Raw genomic sequence first — 20,397 nt, forward strand, 5'->3', positions numbered from 1 at the left:
CGAAATCCACCGCTGGTCGAGTAGCGGCGACGGCGAGCGCCAGCGAGCACGTCGCTGCGTATCGAGACCACCCGGCAACAGCCCAGCGCGGACCAACCCCCAGCGCCCGCTTGGAGTGGTCTCGATACGCCGCCGCCAGCTCCTTCGTCGCGACGTCGACTACTCGACCAGCGACAGCTCAGGTGCCGAAGCGGCGCTCGCGGGCGGCGTAGGAGCGCATCGCGCGGAGGAGGTCGACGCGGCGGAAGGCGGGCCAGAGGACATCGGAGAAGTAGAACTCGCTGTGCACGCTCTGCCACAGCAGGAAGCCCGACAGCCGCTGCTCGCCCGACGTGCGGATGACGAGGTCGGGGTCGGGCTGGCCCTTCGTGTACAGGTGGTCGGCGATGTGGTCGACCTCGAGCGTCGCCGCGACCTCCTCCAGCGTGCGACCCTTGGCCGCCTCCGCGAGCAGGAGGGCACGCATGGCGTCGGTCAGCTCCTGCCGTCCGCCGTAGCCGACGCACACGTTGACGTGCATCAGGCCCTCGCCCGACGGCGACGCCGCGGCGGCGCGCTGCAGACGCGCGGAGGAGTCGGCGGGCAGCAGCTGGAGGTTGCCGATGAGCCGCACGTGCCAGCGTCCGTCCTCGGCGAGCCGTCCGACGAGGTCCTCGACCGCGTCGAGGATGCTCGCCAGCTCCGCCTCGGGGCGTTGCAGGTTGTCGGTCGACAGCACCCAGAACGTGACCGTCCCGACGCCCAGCTCGTGGCACCAGTCGAGGAACTCATCGACCTTCGCCGCACCCGCCCGGTAGCCCTGGTCGAGGCCCATGCGGGCGTCCTTCGCCCAGCGTCGGTTGCCGTCGACGATCGCGCCGACGTGGCGTGGCAGGCGATCGGGATCGAGGCGTCTGAGGAGCCGCCGCTCGTACGCACCGTAGGCGACCTGGCTCAGACCCATGGACCTCATCTCATCACATCGGATGCTCAGGCCGAGGGGCTACTCTTCCCCCTATGCCACGGACCGATCTCGAAGCCACGACCGACGAGGTGTCCGACCGCATCCGGGACAACCTGGAGGAGATCAAGCCGAGGCTGCGCGGCTGGCTCCACGCGGGGACCGCACCCCTCGCCTTCATCTCCTTCCTCGTGATGATGGTGATCGCCGACGACACGCTCGTGCGGGCCGGCGTCGCGATCTTCATGGTGAGCGCACTGCTGCTGTTCGGCTGCTCGGCGCTGTACCACACGCGCACCTGGTCCGACGAGGCTCGCATCGTGTGGAAGCGCATCGACCACGCGAACATCTTCCTGCTCATCGCCGGCTCGTACACACCGTTCAGCCTGCTGCTGCTCAACACGGAGCAGGCCGTGATCATGCTGTCGCTCGTGTGGGGCGGGGCGCTGCTCGGCGTCGCGTTCCGCGTGTTCTGGGTGGGCGCGCCGCGCTGGATCTATGTGCCGCTGTACGTGCTGCTCGGCTGGGCCGCGGTGCTGTACTGGGGTGAGTTCGTCGACCAGGCCTCGACCGCGGTGCTGGTCCTCATGATCGTCGGCGGCGGTCTGTACACGCTGGGCGCGCTGGTCTACGGCTTCAAGTGGCCCGACCCGTTCCCGCGCTGGTACGGCTTCCACGAGGTGTTCCACACGCTCACGATCGCCGCGTTCATCGTGCACTACATCGGCGTGAGCCTGCTCGCCTACCAGCAGCGGTGAGCCCCGCGCTCCACGTCCCGGACGCCGCCACCCCCGACGACGTGTTCGACGCCGTCGAGGCGTGGGTCGACTCGCGCGGGATGAGCATGTACCCGGCGCAGGAGGAAGCGGTCCTCGAGCTGCTGTCGGGCTCGAACGTCGTGCTCGCCACGCCGACGGGCTCCGGCAAGAGCCTGGTGGCGACGGCGGCGATCGCGGGCGCCCTCGCCCGTGGCGAGTGCGCCGTGTACACGGCTCCGATCAAGGCGCTGGTGAGCGAGAAGTTCTTCGACCTCTGCGAGGTGTTCGGCGCCGACGACGTCGGCATGCTCACGGGCGACGCCTCCGTCAACGCCGATGCGCCCGTGGTCGTGGCGACGGCGGAGGTGCTGGCGAACCTGGCGCTGCGCGAGGGTGCCGCCGCCGACGTCGGCTTGGTGGTGATGGACGAGTTCCACTTCTACGCCGACCCCGACCGCGGATGGGCCTGGCAGGTGCCGCTCGTGGAGCTGCCGCGGGCGCAGGCGCTGCTGATGTCGGCGACGCTCGGCGACACCACCGCGTTGCGCGAGGACCTCACCCGCCGCACCGGTCGCGACACCGCGCTCGTGGCGTCGTCAGAACGGCCCGTCCCCCTGGTGAACGAGTACGTGGTCTCGCCGGTGCAGGACGTCGTGACCGAGCTCGTGCAGACCGGACAGGCGCCCGTCTACATCGTGCACTTCACGCAGGCGTCGGCGCTGGAGCGTGCGCAGGCGCTCAGCAGCGTCGCCCTCGCGACGCGGGCGGAGCGCGACGAGATCGCCGAGGCGATCGGCAGCTTCCGCTTCACGTCGGCGTTCGGGAAGACCCTGTCGCGCCTGGTGCGCATGGGTATCGGCGTGCACCACGCGGGCATGCTGCCGCGCTACCGACGCCTGGTGGAGCGGCTCGCGCAGCAGGGTCTGCTCAAGGTCGTGTGCGGCACGGACACGCTCGGCGTCGGCATCAACGTGCCGATCCGCACGGTGCTGTTCAGCGGGCTGACGAAGTACGACGGTCGACGCCAGCGGCAGCTGCAGGTGCGGGAGTTCGCGCAGATCGCGGGCCGGGCCGGGCGCGCCGGGTACGACACCGTCGGCCACGTGGTGGTGCTCGCGCCCGAGCACGACATCGAGAACGCGAAGGCCATCGCGAAGGCCGGCGACGACCCGAAGAAGCTGCGCAAGGTGCAGCGCAAGAAGGCGCCCGAGGGGCACGTGTCGTGGAACGAGGCCACGTTCGACAAGCTCGTGAACGGCACGCCCGAGCCCCTCGTCCCACGCATGCAGATCACCCACGCGATGGTGCTCGACGTCGTGCAGCGTCCGGGCGACGCGGTCGCTGCGCTCGACCACCTCATCGAGGAGAGCGTGGTGCGCCCCGACGAGGTCGAGCGGCTGCAGGGTCGGGTGCGCGAGATCGTGGAGGCGCTGGTGGCCGGCGGGGTCGTCGAGCGGATCGGCGGGGGTGCCGGGCCCGGGGCGGCAGAAGGCACCGACGCTCCGGACGACCAGGGACGCACGCTGCGCCTCACCGTCGACCTGCAGCGCGACTTCGCGCTCAACCAGCCCCTCTCGCCGTTCGCGGTGGCCACGCTCGAGCTGCTCGACGTCGAGTCGCCCGAGTACGCGCTCGACGTGGTGTCGGTCATCGAGGCGACGTTGGAGGACCCGCGCCCGATCATCGCCGCCCAGGTGCACCGGGCGCGGGGCGAGGCCGTGGCGCAGATGAAGGCCGACGGCGTCGAGTACGACGAACGGATGGAGCTGCTCGAGGAGGTCGAGCACCCGAAGCCGCTGCAGGACCTGCTGGAGGCGGCGTACGAGACCTACCGCCAGGGTCACCCGTGGGTGGCCGACCACCCGCTGCGACCGAAGTCGGTCGTGCGCGAGATGGCCGAGCGCGCCATGACGTTCTCCGAGTTGGTGTCCGACTACGGTCTCGCGCGGTCGGAGGGCATGGTGCTGCGCTACCTGTCCGACGCGTACAAGGCGCTCGAGCGGACGGTCCCCGCGGCGGCGCGCACGGAGGAGCTGACCGACCTGACGGCCTGGCTCGGCGAGCTGGTGCGCCAGACCGACTCGAGCCTGCTCGACGAGTGGGAGGCGTTGGTGAACCCCGCCGACCCCGAGAGCCTCGACCGCGCGCACGCGGTGGCCGACGGCGAGCAGACGATCCGTCCTGTCACGGCGAACGAGCGCGCGTTCCGGGTGCTGGTGCGCAACGCGCTGTTCCGGAGGGTGGAGCTCGCGGCGCTCGGCCGCTGGGACGCGCTCGGCGACCTCGATGGCGAGGCCGGGTGGGACGCCGACGCGTGGCGCGAGGCGCTCACCGCCTACCGGGCCGAGTACGACCACCTCGGCACCGGGCCCGAGGCGCGGGGCCCGAAGCTCCTCGACATCACCGTCGCGCACGGGCCGGACGGACGGCGCTGGCGGGTGCGGCAGACGTTCGACGACCCCGAGGGTCACCGCGACTGGGGCATCTCCGCTGAGGTCGACCTCGACGCCAGCGACGCGGCCGGCGAGGCCGTCGTGACCGTCACCGACGTGGGCCCCGCCTGATCGTCCGTCAGCGGGCACCGTCGGCGACGCTCGGCAGGGCGTCGCCGACGGCCCCGTGCCCGTGCCACTCCCCTGGAGCACCTCAACACCGAGGTTCGAGGCACAGGTCCGACGCCGGGCCCCTCGGGGGTGGGGCAGGCCGACGCCGGAGCTCAAGGACGCGGCGTGGCCCGTGCGGGCCGCGCTACGTATCCGTCTCGTGCCTCGACCGTACGGGTGGGCGCCGACCACCGGTAGCGTCGTTCACGGAACCTGAAGAAGGGTTGACGCGGACCGCCGCAGCCACTACGGCAGCAGCGCCGCCGGGTCGGTGACGGGCAGCGCGCACACGTGGTCGCGGCACACGTAGGCGGTGGCCCGACCGTCGACCGCGACCCTCTCCGCGAGCAGCGGCACGGCAGGCGTCGCCGTCTCCGCGGCCACGACCACGGCCGGCGACGTGCGCAGCAGCGCGGCCCGGTGCACGACCTCGCGCTCCCCGGCGTCGGGTCCGACCACGGCGATCTCGTCCGGGCCCGCCAGCAGGGCCTCTGCCGCGGCCAGCGTCCAGCCCGCGAACCGGGGCACCTTCGCCCCCAGCTGCGCCGCAGCGCGCACCGCGCGCTCGGCGGCCTCGCGGTAACGCGGCTCGCCCGTGACGGCGGCCAGCGCGACGAAGGCATGCGCCGCGGCCGACGTGCCGGACGGGTAGGCGTTGTCGGAGGCGTCCTGCGGCCGCACGACGAGGTCGGAGGCGTCGTCGGCGGTGTCGAAGAAGCCGCCGTCGGGGGCGTCGAAGTGGTCGAGCACGCGGTCGAGCACGACCTGCGCCCGCTCCAGCCAGACCGCGTCGCCCGTGACACCCAGAGTCGCCACGAACGCCTCCGCGACGGTCGCGTGGTCCTCGAGGACCCCGGCGTGCTCACCGGCGACCCCGTCGCGCGACGCGCGCAGGACGTGCCCGCCGTCGCGCAGGTGCACGTCGGCCAGCAGGGTCGCGGCCCGCACGGCTGCCTCGGTGTACCGCTCGTCCTCCAGCAGCACGCCCGCCTCGGCGAGGGCGATCACGGCCAGGCCGTTCCACGCGGCCACGACCTTGTCGTCGCGCGCCGGTCGGGTCCGCTGGGAGCGCGCGTCGAGCAGCCGCGCCCGGATCGTCGTCCACCGGTCCGGGTCGTCGGGGTCCTCCAGCAGCTGCAGGGTCGAGAAGCCGCGCTCGAACGTCCCCGCGCCCGTGACGCCGAGGAGCCGCGCCGTCCAGGCGCCGTCGGAGGCGCCGAGCAGCCGCATCAGCTGGTTCGGGTTCCAGGCGTAGTACGCGCCCTCGTGGACCGCGCCGCTCGGGTCGGCGCTGTCGGCGTCGAGCGCAGAGGCGAAGCCGCCCTCGGGCGTGCCCAGCTCGGCGAGCAGGAAGTCGGCGGTCTCGGCGGCCACCCGCCGCGCGAACGCCTGACGTCGCTCGTCGCCGGAGGCCAGCTCGGCGCGCCACCAGTGGAGGTAGACCCGCAGCAGCTGAGCGTTGTCGTAGAGCATCTTCTCGAAGTGCGGCACCTGCCAGTACCGGTCGACGCCGTAGCGGGCGAACCCGCCGCCGAGCTGGTCGTAGGTGCCGCTGCGCGCCATCGCCTCGCACGTCGTGCGCACCATCTCCAGCGAGCGCTCGGTGCCCGTGCGCGACCAGTGGCGCAGGCACGCCTCCAGCACCATCGACGGCGGGAACTTGGGGCTGCCGGCGTAGCCGCCTGCCTCGTCGTCGTGCTGGCTCGACAGCACCGCCTGCGCGGCGTCGAGCGCCTCGGCGTCCAGGGCGGAGCCACCCGCGTCGACGGTCTCACGCAGGTGCGCGAGCACGTCGGCACCCACCTGCATCACCTCGTCGCGACGGTTCTCCCACGCGTCGGCCAGGGCCTGCAGCACCTGCGTGAACGCCGGGTGCCCCTGGCGCGGCTCCGGCGGGAAGTAGGTGCCGGCGAAGAACGGCTCGCCCGACGGCGCCAGCACGACGGTCATGGGCCAGCCACCCTGACCGGTCATGGCCTGCGTCGCCCGCATGTAGACCGCGTCGACGTCGGGCCGCTCCTCCCGGTCGACCTTCACGTTCACGAAGTGGTCGTTCATGAACTGCGCCGTCGCCGGGTCCTCGAACGACTCGTGCGCCATCACGTGGCACCAGTGGCACGCGGCGTAGCCGACGCTCAGCAGGATCGGGCGGTCGAGCGACGCGGCGAGCGCGAGCGCCTCCTCCCCCCACTCCCACCAGTCGACGGGGTTGTCGGCGTGCTGCAGCAGGTACGGGCTGGTCGCGGCGCTGAGTCGGTTCGGCACACGTCAACCCTGCCAGGCACGCGCCCACCTCGCGCGCGACGCGGGTGAGGGGCGGCGACGCGGGAGGGTCGAGGATGCTGCGTTTGCTACGGGATCCCATCACCAACGCAGAAGCGTTCGATCTCCAGCGCCGTGAGCGGTCGATGATCCGCGTCGTCCCGGTACGGTTCGGCCATGACACCCACCCAGGTCTGGACGACGGCCGCGGTCACGGCGGCGGCGTCCGTGGCCCTCGGAGGCATCGTGCTGCCCGTGGCGTTCTTCTTCGCCTACGCCTTCCGGGACACCGTCGAAGTCGAGCAGCACGCTGTCTTCCTCGCCGGCGTGCTCGTGGCGGCGGGCGTCACGACCGGGATCGCGTGGGTCGTGGCAGCAGCCGCGACCGGGCAGCCTCGCGCTGCGGGGGTCGTGGTGGGTGCCGCGACCGCGGCCACCTACGCCACCGCTCTGGCCGTCGGCACGGTCGTCAGCTTCGCGAACGAGGACCAAGGGTCGGTGACGGCCGACCAGTCGAGCCTGCCGTTCGTGGCCCTGATCGGGCTGTGCCTCGTCGTCATCGCCGCCGGCGCACGCGCTCTCGCGCGCGCCGGTCGGCCGCGCGTCAGTCGCGGCTGACCGGGCCGTCGTCGGCTGACGTGCGGGTGGAGGTCGTCGACGTCGCGTCGTCGGCGTCGCCCTCCCAGGGCTGGGCCGCACGCTTGGTGTGCTTCGCGAACGACTTGGCCAGGAAGAACACGGCCACGGCGAGCAGGGCGACGATCCCGAGGGCGAGCCAGCCGGGACGCACGATGTTCGGGTCGAGACCACGCGGCCGCTCGGCCGTCACCAGGTACGTCACGAGCTCGTTCATGCCGCCATCCTACGGGGCAGCGGCGCCGGGGAGGTCAGCGCAGTCCGGCGAAGAGGTCGTCCTCGGGCACCGTCGTCTCGACCTTGGAGTCGACGAGCTGGTAGTCCTCCGTGGGCCACGCCTCGGCCTGCACCTCGTTGGGGACGGAGAAGAACCAGCCGTCCGGGTCGATCTGCGTGGCGTGCGCGAGCAGGGCGGCGTCGCGCACCGGGAAGTACTCGGCGCACTCGACCCGCGTGGTGAGCCGGGCCTCGTCCTCGGGCTTGCGCTCCCAGTCCTTCATCCGCTCGGCGTACGGGTTCTCCAGGCCGTGCCGCTCGAGCGCCTCGGAGATGGCCGTGAGCTTCTGCCAGTTCCAGCCGAGGTGGTAGTACAGCTTGCTGACCTGCCAGGCCTCGCCGAGCTCGGGGTGCCACGTCGGGTCGGCCGCCTTCTCGTAGGCGAACACGCTGATCTCGTGGCACTTGATGTGGTCGGGGTGGGGGTAGCCGCCGTTCTCGTCGTACGTCGTGAGCACGTGCGGGCGGAACGAGCGGACCAGGCGCACCAGCGGGACCGCCGCCTCCTCGACCGGGACCAGGCCGAAGCAGCCCTCCGGCAGCGGCGGCTTCGGGTCGCCCTCGGGCCACCCCGAGTCGACGAAGCCGAGCCAGTCCTGCTTCACGCCGAGGATCTCGCGGGCGCGGTCCATCTCCTCGCGGCGGATCTCCGTGATGAGCTCGGGGTTGTCCTCGATGCCCGGGTGCTTGAACTGCGGGTTCAAGATGCTGCCGCGCTCGCCACCCGTGCAGGTGACGACGTGCACGTCGATCCCTTCGGCGACGTAGCGGGCGGTCGACGCCGCACCCTTGCTCGACTCGTCGTCGGGGTGCGCGTGCACGTGCATGAGGCGCAGCTTCTCGGTCACCCGGCCAGTCTTCCATCGGACGGAGCACGATGCGGCGCGGGGCCCGTCGTTCGAGCGACGACGGCGGCACCCGACGCCGTGGGGGCGCCTGGAACAATCGAGGGGTGAGCACCCTCGACGCACGCTACGGCCGACGCACCCGCGGCCGCTGGCTGTGGCCCACGGTCGCGGCCGTCGGTGTGCTCATCGGCGTCGCGTGGGCGGCGTGGGTCGCACTCGACACCGACCCCGTCTCCGGCGAGATCCACGGGTACACGGTCGAGTCGCCCACCCGGGTGGTGGCCACGCTCGACGTGCGTCGGCCCGACCCCGTCGCCGCTCGCTGCACGCTCTACGCCCAGGCGCTCGACCACTCCGTCGTCGGCGAGCGGACCGTCGACGTCCCCGCGGGCCGCCGCGAGCGCACCCGGGTGACGGTGCCGATCACCACCGAGCGCGAGGCGGTCACCGCCGTCGTGAGGACGTGCCAAGTCCTGGACTGACTGCTAGGGTGGTCGTTCAACCCCGGGCTCGACGCCTGGGGTTCCGCTTGTTTTCACCTGCATGTCGGCCAGGAGGTTGCATCATGTCGCAGTCCAGCACCGAGACCATCTGGGTCACCCAGGAGGCGTACGACCGGTTGAAGGGCGAGCTGGCGAACCTCAAGGAGGTCGTCATGCCCGACATCACCGAGAAGATCGCGGCCGCACGCGACGAGGGCGACCTCAAGGAGAACGGCGGCTACCACGCCGCCCGCGAGGAGCAGGGCAAGGCCAACGCCCGCATCCAGCAGCTCGAGGACATGCTGCGTCGCGCCGAGGTCGGCGAGAAGCCGGCCGACGACGGCATCGTCGAGGCCGGCATGGTCGTGGGTGTCACCTTCGCCGGTGACGACGAGGTCGAGCGCTTCCTGCTCGGCTCGCGCGAGCTGCTCAGCCTCGACTCCGCCGTCGACCTCGACGTCTACTCCCCCACCTCGCCGCTCGGCGCCGCCATCCTCGGCAAGAAGGTGGGCGACGACGCCTCCTACGAGGCGCCCAACGGCAAGACGCTGACGGTCTCGATCGTCGAGGCCAAGCCGTTCTGAGCACCTGGCCGAAGGCCGGCTCCCGTCGTGGAGCCGGCCTTTCGTCATGCTCCGCGACGGGGGTAGGTTGCGGAGCATGAGCGTCGATGCGGCGAAGCGGGGCTACACCTCGCCCCTGCGCGCGCAGCGGGCGGCCGAGACCCGACGTCGGGTGATCGAGGCTGCCGCGGCCGGCTTCGCCGAGCGGGGCTTCGTGGGCACGACCCTGGCGAGCATCGCGGCCCAGGCCGGGGTGTCGGTCGACTCCGTCGTGTCGGTCGGCAGCAAGGCCTACCTGCTGCTGGAGGCGTTCCGCACCCGCTATGCCGGCACGGGCGACTGGGAGTCGCTGCTCGACGCGTCGACCGCCCAGGAGATCCTGGCCATGACCGACCGCGACGAGGGCCTGGAGGCGATGATCGCCTTCCTCGCCGACGGGCACGCCCGCTCGGCCGACCTCTGGACCGCCCTGCGCGCGACGGCGCAGTTCGAGCCGGTCGTGGCCGAGGGGCTCGCCGAGCTCGTGCGCCTGAAGGGTGAGTCCTTCGAGGTCACGACCCGGTGGATGCTCGACCTCGGGATCCTCGAGCCCGTCGACGAGGCCGACGTGTGGGCGCTGACGGTGCAGATCAACCTGGTGTCGGCCGCGGAGACGTACACGACCCTCGTGCGCGACTACGGGTACACCGACGAGCAGTACCGCGCCTGGCTGCGCCGCACCCTGCCCGTCGTGCGTCCCTGACCACTCGGGCCCGACGACCAGCCCCGGCGACGGGGCTCAGACGAGCCGGTGCCCGAGCCCGGCGAGCCGGTGCAGCGCGTCGGCCGCGTGGTCGGGTCCGCGGGTGGCGACCTGCACGGCCACCTCGACCTCGCGCACCCCGAGGGAGTCCGCCGCCCGGTCGTGCGCGACGTCGAGCACGTTCACCTGCAGGGCCGCCAGGTCGGTCAGCAGGCGCATCAGCTCGCCGGGACGGTCGGAGAACCTGACGCGCAGCTGCATGAACCGGCCCGCTGCAGCGAGACCGTGCCGGATGACGTCGAGCAGGAGCAGGGCGTCGATGTTGCCGCCCGACAGGACCGGCACGACGGGGCCGGCGAACCGATCGGGGTCGTCGAGCAGCGCGGCCACGCCCGCGGCGCCGGACGGCTCGACCAGCATCTTGGCGCGCTCGAGCAGCCCGATGAGCGCGGCGCTCATCGCGTCCTCGCTGACGGTCACGACGTCGTCGAGCTCCTTGGCGATCACCTCGAAGGGGATGAGCCCCGGCTCGGCGACGGCGATCCCGTCGGCCATCGTCGGGCCCATCACGCCCGCGACCGGGTGGCCCTCGGCGAGCGAGCCCGGGTAGGCGGCGGCGTCGGCCGCCTGCACGCCGACGACCGACACGTCGGGTCGGCGCTCGCGCAGCAGCGCGATGCCCGCGGCGAGTCCCCCGCCCCCGAGCGGCACGAGGACGGTGCTGACCTCCGGCAGCTGCTCGATGATCTCGAGCCCGACGGTGCCCTGGCCGGCGAGCACGTCCTCGTGGTCGAAGGGGTGGATCAGCACGGCACCCGTGCGCTCGGCGAACGCCTTGGCGTGCACCAGCGCCTCGGTGACGCCCGTGCCGGCGAACTCGACGTCGGCCCCGTAGCCGCGGGTCGCGGCCACCTTCGGCAGGGCCGCGCCGTCAGGCATGAAGATCGTGGCGCGGGTGCCGAGGAGCTGCGCCGCCAGGGCGACGCCCTGCGCGTGGTTGCCGGCGCTCGCCGCGACGACGCCACGGGCACGCTCCGCGTCGGACAGTCCGGCGATGCGCACGTAGGCGCCGCGAATCTTGAACGATCCGGTGCGCTGCAGGTTCTCGCACTTGAGGTGCACGTCGGTGCCCACCCGCTGGCTGAGCCACCGCGAGTGCGCCATCGGCGTGCGCTCCACCACCGGCGCGAGCAGGTCGCGCGCGGCCTCGACGTCCCTCAGGTCGACCATGACGTCAGCCTAGGCGCTCACGTCCGGTCCCCCGACAGGCGACGGCAGGCGTCAGGCCTGCTCGGCCCTGACCTCGGGCGGGTCGTCCTCGGGGAGTCCGTCGTCGGCGACGGGTGTGCCCGACTCCTCGACGAGGTGGCGCACGATGCCGTTCAGGCAGGCGACGAGCGGCACGGCCACCAGCGCGCCGACGATGCCGGACACGGTGATGCCGGCGGCGATGGCGATGATGATCGCCAGCGGGTGCACCGCGACGAAGCGGCCCATGAGGAACGGCTGCAGCACGTGCGACTCGAACTGCTGCACCGCCACCACCGCGGCCAGCATGATCAGCGCGACGATCGGGCCCTGCGCCACCAGCGCCACGAGCACGGCGACCATGCCGGACACGAGCGCTCCGACGATCGGGACGAACGCGCCGAGGAAGACGAGGACACCGATGGCGAACGCCAGCGGCACACCGAGCAGCCACGCGGAGACCGCGATGCCGATGGCGTCGGTGAGGGCGACCAGCACGGTGGCTCGGACGAAGCTGGTGAGGCTGGCCCAGGCCGTCTCGCCGGAGCTGTGCACCTTCGCACGCGCCGACCGCGGGAAGAGCGCGACGGCGAACGCCCAGATGCGGTTGCCCTCGTAGAGGAAGAAGAACGACGCGAACAGCGCGATGAAGAAGCCGGCGACGAAGTGCGTCAGCGTGGTGCCCACGGCGGCCAGCTGGTCGACCGCGGCCCGCTCCCCGAAGGTGCGGATGGCGTCCTCGACCTGGTCGACGTAGCGGTCGAGCTGGGTCTCGCTCAGCCCGAGGGGTCCGTTCTGGGCCCAGTCCTGCACCTGGGCGATGCCCGCGATGACCTGCGCCTTGAGGTCGTAGAACTGGGTCGACAGCTGCTGCCCGACCAGAGTGAGCAGCCCGAAGAACCCGCCGAGCATGACGAGGACGACGATCGCCGTGGCCAGGAGACGCGGCAGCCCGCGACGGTCGAGCCAGTCGACGGCACCGATCGTGAGCGCCGTGCCGAGCAGCGCCACCGCGATGGGGACGGTCACCTCGGAGAAGAAGCTCAGCAGCCAGTAGAGCGCGTAGCCGGCGACGCCGAGGACGAGGAGACGCCACGCCCACGCCGTCGCGATCTCCACGCCGACAGGGATCTCCGGCCGCGTGCTCACCTGCATGCTCCCGTCACAGGACCGACACTAGCGGGAACAGCCAGCCGCGCAGTGTCGTTGACCCCGGTGGACCCAAGGAGAGTGATCCGATGATCTTCGGAACCCGCAAGACCGAGCTCCCCGACGCGCAAAACGCCCTGCCCGGACGCTCCGAGCGTCCGTTCGCCGTCGGCACCACGCACCGTGTGCTCGGCACCCCGATCGAGACCCCGCTCGACTCCGGCGTCGTGCCGGACGGCTTCGAGGTCGCGGTCGTCGGGCTGGGCTGCTTCTGGGGCGAGGAGAAGACGTTCTGGGAGGTTCCCGGTGTCTGGTCGACGTCGGTCGGCTACGCCGGCGGCCTGACCCCGAACCCCACCTACGAGGAGGTGTGCACCGGCCGCACCGGTCACGCCGAGGTCGTGCGCATCGTGTTCGACCCCGCGAAGGTGAGCTACGCCGACCTGCTCAAGGTGTTCTGGGAGAACCACGACCCCACGCAGGGGATGCGTCAGGGCAACGACCGCGGCACCCAGTACCGCTCCGTCCTGCTCACCACGAGCGAGGAGCAGCAGCGCCAGGCCGAGGAGTCGCGCGAGCGCTACCAGGAGCAGATGACCAAGGCCGGCTACGGCCGCATCACCACGGCCATCCAGCCGCTGCAGGACTACTACTACGCCGAGGAGCTGCACCAGCAGTACCTCGCGAAGAACCCGTTCGGCTACTGCCCGCTGCACGCCACGGGCGTCTCGTACGCCTGAGAGCTGCCGGAGCGAGGTCCCGTCACGCCCACGCGTGGCGGGACCTCGTCGTTTCTGCACCGCGACGGCGAGCGCCTGCCCTACGCTCGCGCCGTGGACATCGGCATCCTGATCCTCCTCGGCGTGCTCGCCACCTTCGTGGCCGGCCTGGCTGCGTACCGGGTCCTCGACGCCGCGCTCGGGCGACGTGCGGCGAACGGCTTCCTGCTCCTCGCCCTGACCCTCGTGCTCGCGCTCACCACCGTCGCCCTGGTCTTCACCGCCGCCTTGCACACGAGCGACGGGCTGTGAGTCGATGCGGGACCGGGCAGCGGTGCGCGAGGGCGTCCTGGCCCTCGCGGTCGAGCTGGTCGTCGCCGTCGCCCTGTGGGCCGGGGTCGTCACCACCGCCGGGTGGCTGTCCATCCTGATCGGTGTCGTCGCGGGCCTCGTCACGCTCCACCTGCTGGTCACGGCCATCCTGCTCGTCGGGGCCCGTCTCGGCCTGCGGGCGCTCCAGCGGTGGATCGACGATCTCCCTCCCCACGAGCGCCACCGGCTGCGCTGAGGAGTGGGACGGACGTTCCGATCCGACGCCGGTCGGTGTAGAACATGGCCATGAGCCCCGACCGCCCGAACCGCGCCGACGTCGCGTCCGTCCTGCTGCTGGTCCTGTTCGTCGTCTCCTTCTTCCTCGGCGAGAACGCCTGGCTCGGCGCCATCGTGGTCGCGTTCCCGACCATCGTGTTCCTGCAGGCGTCGCACTGGATCCGCCGCTGACGGCCTGTGCTCACGAGGATCGGCGCATGCCCGACTGGGCGCGATCGCCTCGTCGAGATGTGATGCGCGCGCAGATGGGATGAGATGGGGGTACCCGAGTCGAGGGAGGGACCGTGCCACACCTGTCGACACCTGCCCCAGCCCTTGACGGGGTCTGACGTGACCGCAGCCGTCGGGCGCCCCTCCCCCGTCGTCGAGGACGCGATGCTGCGCCGGCCGAAGTCGTGGCCGATGAGCCTGACCGTCGGCGACGCCCGTGAGGTGCTCGGCGACGACCACCTGCACGCGATCCTCGTCGTCGAGGGGGCGCTGCTGCGCGGCGTGATCGTGGAGGGCGACGTCCCGGACGACGCCAGGAACGACCAGCCTGCCCTCGTCCATGCCCGGCTGGAGGGTCGCACCGTGCGGGTCGGCACCACGCTGGACGAGGCCCGCGAGCTCCTCGAGCAGTCCCGGTCGCGCCGGCTCGCCGTCGTCGACGCCGCAGGCGCCCTCGTCGGGCTGCTGTGCCTGAAGCGGCACGGTCGGGGATTCTGCTCCGACGCGGGCGTCGAGGCCCGGCGCGCGTCCCGCGCGAGCGAGCGCCCCGTCTAGGAGGGACTCCGCACGACGGCCCACTGGTTCGGGAATGCAACGACCTGCGTCGACGTTGTCGCCGTTCGGGCCCGACGCGTCGGCCGCCCGCCCGCCGTCGACCTGCTCCGAGGAGACCCATGACCACCACCCGGCCCGTCCAGCGGTGGGCGTTCGGCATGCTCCTGGCCCTCGTCGCCGTCTCGCTCGGCGTCTCCGGTGCGCCCGCGCCCCTCTACGCGCTCTACGCGCAGGAGTGGGGCTTCGCGCCGCTCACGACGACCATCGTGTTCGCGGTCTACGCCGTCGCAGCGCTCGCTGCCGTGCTCGTCACCGGGTCGATCTCCGACCGCTACGGCCGACGTCCGGTGCTCATGGTCGCCGCGCTGCTGATCCTCGCCGGCCTCGGCCTGTTCATGGCGGCCGACTCCGTGGTGTGGCTGCTGGCCGCCCGCATCCTGCACGGCCTGGGCGTCGGTGCGGTGGTGGTCGTCGCCTCGGCCGCCCTGCTCGACCTGCGGCCCGACGAGGGCGACCGCACCGGCCGGATCACCGGCGTCGTGTTCAACAGCGGCATCGCGGTCGTGCTCGTCGCCGTGTCGCTCATCGTCGACCGTGGGCCCGCTCCCACGGTGCTGCCCTACGCGATCCTCGCCGGCATCGTCGCAGTGCTCCTGCTGGGGCTGCTCGTCATGCGCGAGCCGCACACGGAGGAGCGCGCCGTCCGCCTGCACGTGGCACGGCCTCGCGTCCCGCGCGAGATCGCCGCGCACTTCCGGTTCTCGGCCCTGGGCGTGATGGCGTCGTGGTCGGTGCTGGGCGTGCTCCTGTCGCTCTACCCGCGGATCGCGTCGGAGGCCATCGGTGCCACGTCGGTGCTGTTCGGCGGGGCGGTCGTCGCCGCGTCGGCCGCGGCGTCGGCCCTCAGCCAGGCGGTCGGGGCGCGCTGGCCCGCCCGCACGAGCGCCATCGTCGGCGACTTCGGCACCGCCGCCTCCCTCGTGCTCTGCGTGCCCGCGGTCGCATGGGGCCATGCCTGGGGCATCGCCGCGGCCTCGACGCTCGTCGGCCTGTTCTTCGGCCTCGCGTTCGGCGGGTCGCTGCGCCACCTGACCCAGCACGTGCCGTCGGCCCACCGTGGGGAGGTCATGTCGGCGTTCTACGTGCTCGCCTACAGCGCCATGGCCGTGCCGACGGTGCTCGCCGGCTGGGCCGCCACGATCTGGACCCCGCGGACGATCTTCGCGCCGTTCATGGTCACGGTCGCCGTCGCCTGCACGGCGGCGGCCGTGATGGGGCTGCGCTCGCGCGCCGAGCAGCGCGCCGCCGAGGTCGAGGCCCCGGTGGCCGTCGCGTCGTGAGCGAGTCGCTCGACGACCTGCCCGAGGTGGCCGACCTCGCCGGCCCGGGCATGCGCCTGCTGCTGGTCGGCATCAACCCCAGTCCGCTGACCGCCCGCACCGGGTACCACTTCGCGCACCCGGGCAACCGCTTCTACCCAGCCCTGCGCCGCGCCGGTGTCCTGCCCGAGGCGGCGAGGACGCCCGAGCTGGCGGCGCCCGTCCTCGTCGAGCGGGGCGTCGGGATCACCAACCTCTCGCCCCGACCCACGGCACGGGCCGACGAGCTGGACGACGAGGAGGTGCGCGCCGGTCGTGAGCGCGTCACCGCTGCCGTCCGCGCGCACGGTCCGCGGGTGGTCGCCGTGGCCGGCGTCACGAGCTACCGGGTCGCGTTCGCCGACCGGCGGGCCCGGCTCGGCCGCCAGGCGCACGACCTCGAGGGGGCCGAGCTCTGGGTCGTGCCCAACCCCAGCGGACTCAACGCGCACGCGACGATCGACTCCCTCGCCCGCGACTACCGCGAGGTCGCGGAGGCCGCCGGCGTGCCGCTCGACGACGTCCCGACGTTGCCCTGACCGTCGTTCGCCATCGGCGAACGCACACGGTCCTTGTCAGGGGAATTGAGTCGACTAGACTCAAGTTGAACTGGATGTCCGGTCGCGGTGGCCGGACCGAACGACCCACCAGGAGGACCATCATGAGCAACGTCTCCGTCTTCACCCGCCGTGACCCCTTCGCCGAGTTCGACTCGCTGGTCCGCAGCGCGTTCAGCCCGACCCAGGGCTCGGCAGCCCGCCTCGACTTCACGCCCGCCGTCGAGACCGTCCGTGACGGCGACGACGTCGTCGTGCGGCTCGAGCTTCCCGGCATCGACGTCTCGAACGACGTCTCCGTCGAGGTGACCGGCGGACGCCTGGTCGTCAAGGGCGAGCGTCGCGACCAGCGCACCGAGGAGGACGGCGAGAACAGCCGCCGGATCAGCGAGATCCGCTACGGCTCGTTCGAGCGCACCTTCGGGCTCCCCGGCCACGTCACGGCCGACGCCATTAGCGCCTCCTACGACGCCGGCATCCTGTCGGTCCGCGTGGCCGGTGTGTTCGCCGGCACCGAGCCGACCCGGATCGAGATCACGCAGGGCTGATCCCATCCGCGCACAGCGCCCCCGTCACCCCTGGTGGCGGGGGCGCTGCACGTCAGAGGCCGAGTCGGCGCCCGGCGGCCGCGAACACGCTCTGGTAGCGCGAGCCGAGCAGTCGCACCGAGAGGTCGAGGACGTGGGCGTCGGCGCCCACGAGCACGCGCGCCTTGCCCTTCTCCACGCCCGCGAGGATGACCTGCGCCGCCTTCTCCGGCGACGTGCGGGCCACCTTGTCGAAGGACCGCGCGAGCTCGTCGTGGTCGCGCCCCTCGGCCTGGTCGGCGTTGCGGGCGATGTTCGTGGCGATGCCGCCGGGGTGCACGCACGTGACCTTGACCGGTCGCTGGGCCAGCGCCATCTCCTGGCGCAGCGACTCGGTGAACCCGCGCACCGCGAACTTGGCGGCGTTGTAGGCGCTCTGCGACGGCATCGAGAACATGCCGAAGATGCTGGAGATGTTGACGACGTGACCGTCGCCGGACTCCACGAGGTGCGGCAGGAAGGCCTTCGTGCCGTGGACGACGCCCCAGAAGTCGACGTCCATGATCTTCTCGACGTCCTTGTACGACATCTCCTCGACGGTGCCGGAGTAGGCGATGCCTGCGTTGTTGAAGACCAGGTTCACGCGACCGAGGTCGGCGACGACGTCGCGGGCGTACTCCTCGACGCGCTCACGCTCGGCGACGTCGACGAGGTCGCCGCGCACGCGCGCGCCGGTGGCCTCCACGAGGCGCTGCGTCTCGGCCAGTCCGGCGGCGTCGACGTCGCAGACGGCGACCGTGGCGCCGCGTCGGCCGAGCTCGACCGCGAGCGCACGCCCGATGCCGGAGGCGGCCCCCGTCACGACGGCGACCTTGTGGCTGTAGTGGGTCATGCGCTGCGTCCTCTCGAGTCCAGATACCGTCGGTATCCGAAATGAGCGTAGGGCACGCCGCCCGCACGAGGCAACCCTCGCGACTCGTTCACCGCACGGCCTGGGTCTTTCGGCCCTACGCTCGTCGCGTGACGACGTTGCTGATGCCGCCCGGAGTGCGGGAGGCCCGCCCCGAGGACGTGGCCGACATCGTCGCCATGGTGCGTGAGCTCGCCGACTACGAGAAGGCCGTCGACCAGGCACGGATGACGTCGGTGCAGCTCTACGAGGCGCTGTTCGGTGCCGACCCGCCGGCCCACGCCCTCGTCGCGCAGTCCGGAGAGGGCCGGGTCGTCGGCTTCGCCCTCTGGTACCGGACGTTCTCGACCTGGGACGGCGTGCCCGGCATCCACCTCGAGGACCTCTACGTGCGGCCCACCCGGCGCGGCAGCGGCATCGGACGTGGCCTGCTCACCGCGCTCGCGCGGATCGCGACCGAGCGTGGCTACTCGCGCGTGGAGTGGGACGTGCTGCGCTGGAACTCCCCCGCGATCCGGTTCTACGAGTCGCTGGAGGCCGTGCCGCAGGAGGAGTGGCTGGCGTACCGGCTGACCGGCAAGACGATCGCGCGCCTCGCGGAGTCCTGAGCTCGGGACGCCCGCCTCAGGCGAGGAACGCGGTGCGCAACCGCTCGACGGTGCCGGCGTCGCCACCCACCGCGGCGAACCACGCGTCGACACCGCCGGGGTGCTGCTGCCAGCGGTCGAGGACGTGCTCGATCGCCTCGCGCGGCACGGTGAGGAAGGCCGCAGGCACCGGCGGGTGGTCCGAGCCCGGGGCGCGCAGCCGCGCGTCGATCGCGGCGGTGGCGTGCTCGGTCAGCATGTAGTCGGCGGCGACGTCGTCGCGCGGGACGCCCAGCAGCCGCAGCAGCAGGGCCACGGAGATGCCGGTGCGGTCCTTGCCTGCCGCGCAGTGCACCAGGGACGCTCCGCCCTCGGCCGCCGTGCTCGCGACCTCGTCGACCAGCTGGACGAGCAACGGGCCCGCGGTGTCGAGGACCTTGCCGTAGAGGTGCGTCAGCGTCGGCGTGTCCTCGTGCCAGCCGGGAGCGAGCGACGACAGCAGCGACAAGGTGACGACCCGCGGGCCGAGGGGCGCGAGCGGGTGCGGCCCGCCGTGCTCCATCGAGGAGCGCAGGTCGACGACGAGGGCGGGCGGCCAGGGCGTACCGTCGGGCACGGTGTCGGTGGGCTCGGGGACGCCGCTGCGCAGCAGCAGACCGGTGCGCACGGTGGCGCCGTCGTGGCCGACCACGCCGCCCACGTCGCGGAAGTTCGGGAGGGTGACGCTCACGCGGCTCATCGTAGGTGTGAGCACCCACACCCCCGTCGGGCGGCGCCTGGGGGCGCCCGCCGTCGCGCGGACCTCTAGCATGGCGACGTGAGAGCCCCGAACAAGATCGCGTCCCAGGTCGCGGTCGGAGGGCTCGCCGCCGTCGCCGGCTACTGGGGCGTCGTCTTCGGCGAGATCGTCGTCGCCAAGCGGGCGATCGGCGTCACCGACGCCCGGCCCCCGCGCGCCGACGGCGTGTACGGCGAGGACCTCCCCCGCGATCCCGTCCGCTGCCTGGTGCTGGGCGACTCGGCCGCCGTCGGGTACGGCATGAGCCGTGCCGACGCGACCCCGCCGGCGATGCTCGGCATCGGTCTGGCGCACGTCCTCGACGCGCAGGTCGAGATCCGCTCCGAGGCCGTGGTCGGTGCTGTGACATCGGACCTGCGCGACCAGATCGAGGCGGCCGGCGACTTCGACCCCGACCTCGTCGTGATCATCATCGGCACGAACGACGTGACCCACCGCGTGCCCGCGTACCAGTCGACACGGCTGCTCGGCTCGGCCGTGCGGCGCCTGGTCGACGGCGGCGCGCAGGTGGTCGTGGGCACGTGTCCCGACCTCGGGACGGTGCGCCCGATCCCGCAGCCGCTGCGCTGGATCGCCCGCCGCAAGAGCCGTGCGCTCGCCCGCAAGCAGACGGTCGCCGTGGTGCGGGCCGGTGGTCGCGCGGTCTCGCTGGGCAGTCTGCTGGGCGTCCTGTTCACCGAGAAGTACGACGTGATGTTCGGCGAGGACCGCTTCCACCCGTCGGAGACGGGCTACGCCAACATGGTGTCGGTGCTGGTGCCGTCGCTCGCCGCGGCCTGGCGCGAGCGCGACCGCGACTTCGCCGTCGCCCACTTCGGCGGCTCCCCCGGCACGATGTCGCTCACCGACGCCGCGGAGCGCGCCGGCGAGCGTGAGGGCACCGAGGTCACCCGCGACGGCCGCTGGGCCCGCATCCTCCGCCGCCGCTGACCCCCAGCGACCGCCTGGAGTGGTCTCGATACGCCTCCCCTTGCTGGCGCTCGTGGAGGCACTCGACCAGCGGAGGTTCTCGCTGGTCGAGTAGTCCGAGCGAGCTTGCGAGGCTCGGACGTATCGAGA

The 20,397-nt window shown here is 72.3% G+C and carries 24 protein-coding genes; 16 read left to right on the forward strand and 8 right to left on the reverse strand.

The genetic code is table 11. From position 1 onward, the window contains the following. Nucleotides 1–178: 178 nt before the first annotated feature. Nucleotides 179–952 carry a polyprenyl diphosphate synthase gene (gene uppS / locus A6Q81_RS14400; RefSeq protein WP_502692825.1) on the reverse strand — a complete coding sequence of 258 codons (774 nt, stop codon included), beginning with the start codon at nt 950–952 and terminating at the stop codon, nt 179–181. A 44-nt stretch (nt 953–996) separates the two neighbouring features. Here uppS and trhA point away from each other — a divergent pair, with 44 nt between their 5' ends. After that, entirely contained in the window at nt 997–1,698 is a 702-nt protein-coding gene (trhA, locus tag A6Q81_RS14405) for a PAQR family membrane homeostasis protein TrhA (protein ID WP_286690887.1), read from the forward strand. After that, nucleotides 1,695–4,262 (forward strand): DEAD/DEAH box helicase, encoded by a 2,568-nt coding sequence (locus tag A6Q81_RS14410; protein ID WP_502692826.1) that lies wholly within the window; start codon nt 1,695–1,697, stop codon nt 4,260–4,262. Before trhA ends, A6Q81_RS14410 begins: the two co-directional genes overlap by 4 nt. 285 nt (nt 4,263–4,547) lie before the next feature. On the opposite strand, the gene A6Q81_RS14415 is transcribed toward A6Q81_RS14410, so the two are convergent. Further along, the gene (locus tag A6Q81_RS14415; RefSeq protein ID WP_286690888.1) at nt 4,548–6,566 is read right to left on the reverse strand and encodes a thioredoxin domain-containing protein; all 2,019 of its coding nucleotides are present in this window, start codon (nt 6,564–6,566) and stop codon (nt 4,548–4,550) included. A gap of 174 nt (nt 6,567–6,740) precedes the next feature. Between A6Q81_RS14415 and A6Q81_RS14420 the strand changes: the two genes are divergently transcribed. Further along, nucleotides 6,741–7,181, forward strand: coding sequence for a hypothetical protein (locus tag A6Q81_RS14420; protein WP_286690889.1), 441 nt, complete (start codon nt 6,741–6,743; stop codon nt 7,179–7,181). Here the strand turns inward: A6Q81_RS14420 and A6Q81_RS14425 are convergent. Both A6Q81_RS14425 and mca read right to left on the reverse strand, forming a co-directional pair. Next, a complete protein-coding gene (locus tag A6Q81_RS14425) occupies nt 7,168–7,416 on the reverse strand; it encodes a hypothetical protein (protein ID WP_286690890.1) in 249 nt (82 codons plus the stop codon). The genes A6Q81_RS14420 and A6Q81_RS14425 overlap by 14 nt on opposite strands. A 34-nt stretch (nt 7,417–7,450) precedes the next feature. Beyond that, on the reverse strand, nt 7,451–8,323 hold the full coding sequence (gene mca / locus A6Q81_RS14430; protein ID WP_286690891.1) for a mycothiol conjugate amidase Mca: 873 nt from the start codon (nt 8,321–8,323) through the stop codon (nt 7,451–7,453). A gap of 104 nt (nt 8,324–8,427) precedes the next feature. Here mca and A6Q81_RS14435 point away from each other — a divergent pair, with 104 nt between their 5' ends. The 3 genes from A6Q81_RS14435 (at nt 8,428) to A6Q81_RS14445 (ending at nt 10,110) form a co-directional block, all read left to right on the forward strand. Then, nucleotides 8,428–8,805 (forward strand): DUF4307 domain-containing protein, encoded by a 378-nt coding sequence (locus A6Q81_RS14435; RefSeq protein ID WP_286690892.1) that lies wholly within the window; start codon nt 8,428–8,430, stop codon nt 8,803–8,805. Between the two features lie 83 nt (nt 8,806–8,888). Beyond that, entirely contained in the window at nt 8,889–9,389 is a 501-nt protein-coding gene (gene greA, locus A6Q81_RS14440; RefSeq protein WP_067859396.1) for a transcription elongation factor GreA, read from the forward strand. 76 nt (nt 9,390–9,465) lie between these two features. Further along, nucleotides 9,466–10,110 (forward strand): TetR family transcriptional regulator, encoded by a 645-nt coding sequence (locus A6Q81_RS14445; protein WP_286690893.1) that lies wholly within the window; start codon nt 9,466–9,468, stop codon nt 10,108–10,110. A gap of 36 nt (nt 10,111–10,146) precedes the next feature. Here A6Q81_RS14445 and ilvA read toward each other — a convergent pair whose 3' ends face one another. Both ilvA and A6Q81_RS14455 read right to left on the reverse strand, forming a co-directional pair. Next, entirely contained in the window at nt 10,147–11,340 is a 1,194-nt protein-coding gene (gene ilvA / locus A6Q81_RS14450) for a threonine ammonia-lyase (protein WP_286690894.1), read from the reverse strand. A 51-nt stretch (nt 11,341–11,391) separates the two neighbouring features. Continuing rightward, nucleotides 11,392–12,507 carry an AI-2E family transporter gene (locus tag A6Q81_RS14455; RefSeq protein ID WP_067861780.1) on the reverse strand — a complete coding sequence of 372 codons (1,116 nt, stop codon included), beginning with the start codon at nt 12,505–12,507 and terminating at the stop codon, nt 11,392–11,394. Between the two features lie 89 nt (nt 12,508–12,596). Here A6Q81_RS14455 and msrA point away from each other — a divergent pair, with 89 nt between their 5' ends. From msrA to A6Q81_RS14495, 8 genes are all read left to right on the forward strand, one after another. Further along, complete coding sequence (msrA, locus tag A6Q81_RS14460) at nt 12,597–13,247, forward strand: peptide-methionine (S)-S-oxide reductase MsrA (RefSeq protein ID WP_067859405.1); 651 nt, start codon at nt 12,597–12,599, stop codon at nt 13,245–13,247. Between the two features lie 93 nt (nt 13,248–13,340). Continuing rightward, on the forward strand, nt 13,341–13,538 hold the full coding sequence (locus tag A6Q81_RS14465; RefSeq protein ID WP_067859407.1) for a hypothetical protein: 198 nt from the start codon (nt 13,341–13,343) through the stop codon (nt 13,536–13,538). A 4-nt stretch (nt 13,539–13,542) separates the two neighbouring features. Next, the gene (locus tag A6Q81_RS14470) at nt 13,543–13,794 is read left to right on the forward strand and encodes a hypothetical protein (RefSeq protein ID WP_144433777.1); all 252 of its coding nucleotides are present in this window, start codon (nt 13,543–13,545) and stop codon (nt 13,792–13,794) included. A gap of 50 nt (nt 13,795–13,844) precedes the next feature. Next, complete coding sequence (locus tag A6Q81_RS14475) at nt 13,845–14,006, forward strand: hypothetical protein (RefSeq protein WP_158509211.1); 162 nt, start codon at nt 13,845–13,847, stop codon at nt 14,004–14,006. A gap of 159 nt (nt 14,007–14,165) precedes the next feature. After that, nucleotides 14,166–14,600, forward strand: a complete 435-nt coding sequence (locus tag A6Q81_RS14480) for a CBS domain-containing protein (protein WP_067859413.1) — start codon at nt 14,166–14,168, stop codon at nt 14,598–14,600. Between the two features lie 119 nt (nt 14,601–14,719). Further along, complete coding sequence (locus A6Q81_RS14485) at nt 14,720–15,940, forward strand: MFS transporter (protein ID WP_286690895.1); 1,221 nt, start codon at nt 14,720–14,722, stop codon at nt 15,938–15,940. Then, nucleotides 15,937–16,497 (forward strand): mismatch-specific DNA-glycosylase, encoded by a 561-nt coding sequence (locus tag A6Q81_RS14490; RefSeq protein WP_067859419.1) that lies wholly within the window; start codon nt 15,937–15,939, stop codon nt 16,495–16,497. Before A6Q81_RS14485 ends, A6Q81_RS14490 begins: the two co-directional genes overlap by 4 nt. 122 nt (nt 16,498–16,619) lie before the next feature. After that, nucleotides 16,620–17,063: an Hsp20/alpha crystallin family protein gene (locus A6Q81_RS14495; RefSeq protein ID WP_067859422.1), complete on the forward strand. Its 444-nt coding sequence runs from the start codon at nt 16,620–16,622 to the stop codon at nt 17,061–17,063. Nucleotides 17,064–17,115: 52 nt separating this feature from the next. On the opposite strand, the gene A6Q81_RS14500 is transcribed toward A6Q81_RS14495, so the two are convergent. Beyond that, on the reverse strand, nt 17,116–17,934 hold the full coding sequence (locus tag A6Q81_RS14500; protein ID WP_067859425.1) for an SDR family NAD(P)-dependent oxidoreductase: 819 nt from the start codon (nt 17,932–17,934) through the stop codon (nt 17,116–17,118). A gap of 128 nt (nt 17,935–18,062) precedes the next feature. Between A6Q81_RS14500 and A6Q81_RS14505 the strand changes: the two genes are divergently transcribed. Then, a complete protein-coding gene (locus tag A6Q81_RS14505) occupies nt 18,063–18,560 on the forward strand; it encodes a GNAT family N-acetyltransferase (RefSeq protein WP_236749739.1) in 498 nt (165 codons plus the stop codon). A 16-nt stretch (nt 18,561–18,576) separates the two neighbouring features. Here A6Q81_RS14505 and A6Q81_RS14510 read toward each other — a convergent pair whose 3' ends face one another. Next, a complete protein-coding gene (locus tag A6Q81_RS14510) occupies nt 18,577–19,269 on the reverse strand; it encodes a tyrosine-protein phosphatase (protein ID WP_067859434.1) in 693 nt (230 codons plus the stop codon). A gap of 87 nt (nt 19,270–19,356) precedes the next feature. Between A6Q81_RS14510 and A6Q81_RS14515 the strand changes: the two genes are divergently transcribed. Then, nucleotides 19,357–20,268 (forward strand): SGNH/GDSL hydrolase family protein, encoded by a 912-nt coding sequence (locus A6Q81_RS14515; RefSeq protein WP_067859437.1) that lies wholly within the window; start codon nt 19,357–19,359, stop codon nt 20,266–20,268. Nucleotides 20,269–20,397 lie beyond the last annotated feature (129 nt).

Source organism: Aeromicrobium sp. REDSEA-S38_B2 (assembly GCF_001628525.1).
In the GTDB taxonomy this organism is placed as follows: domain Bacteria; phylum Actinomycetota; class Actinomycetes; order Propionibacteriales; family Nocardioidaceae; genus Aeromicrobium; species Aeromicrobium erythreum.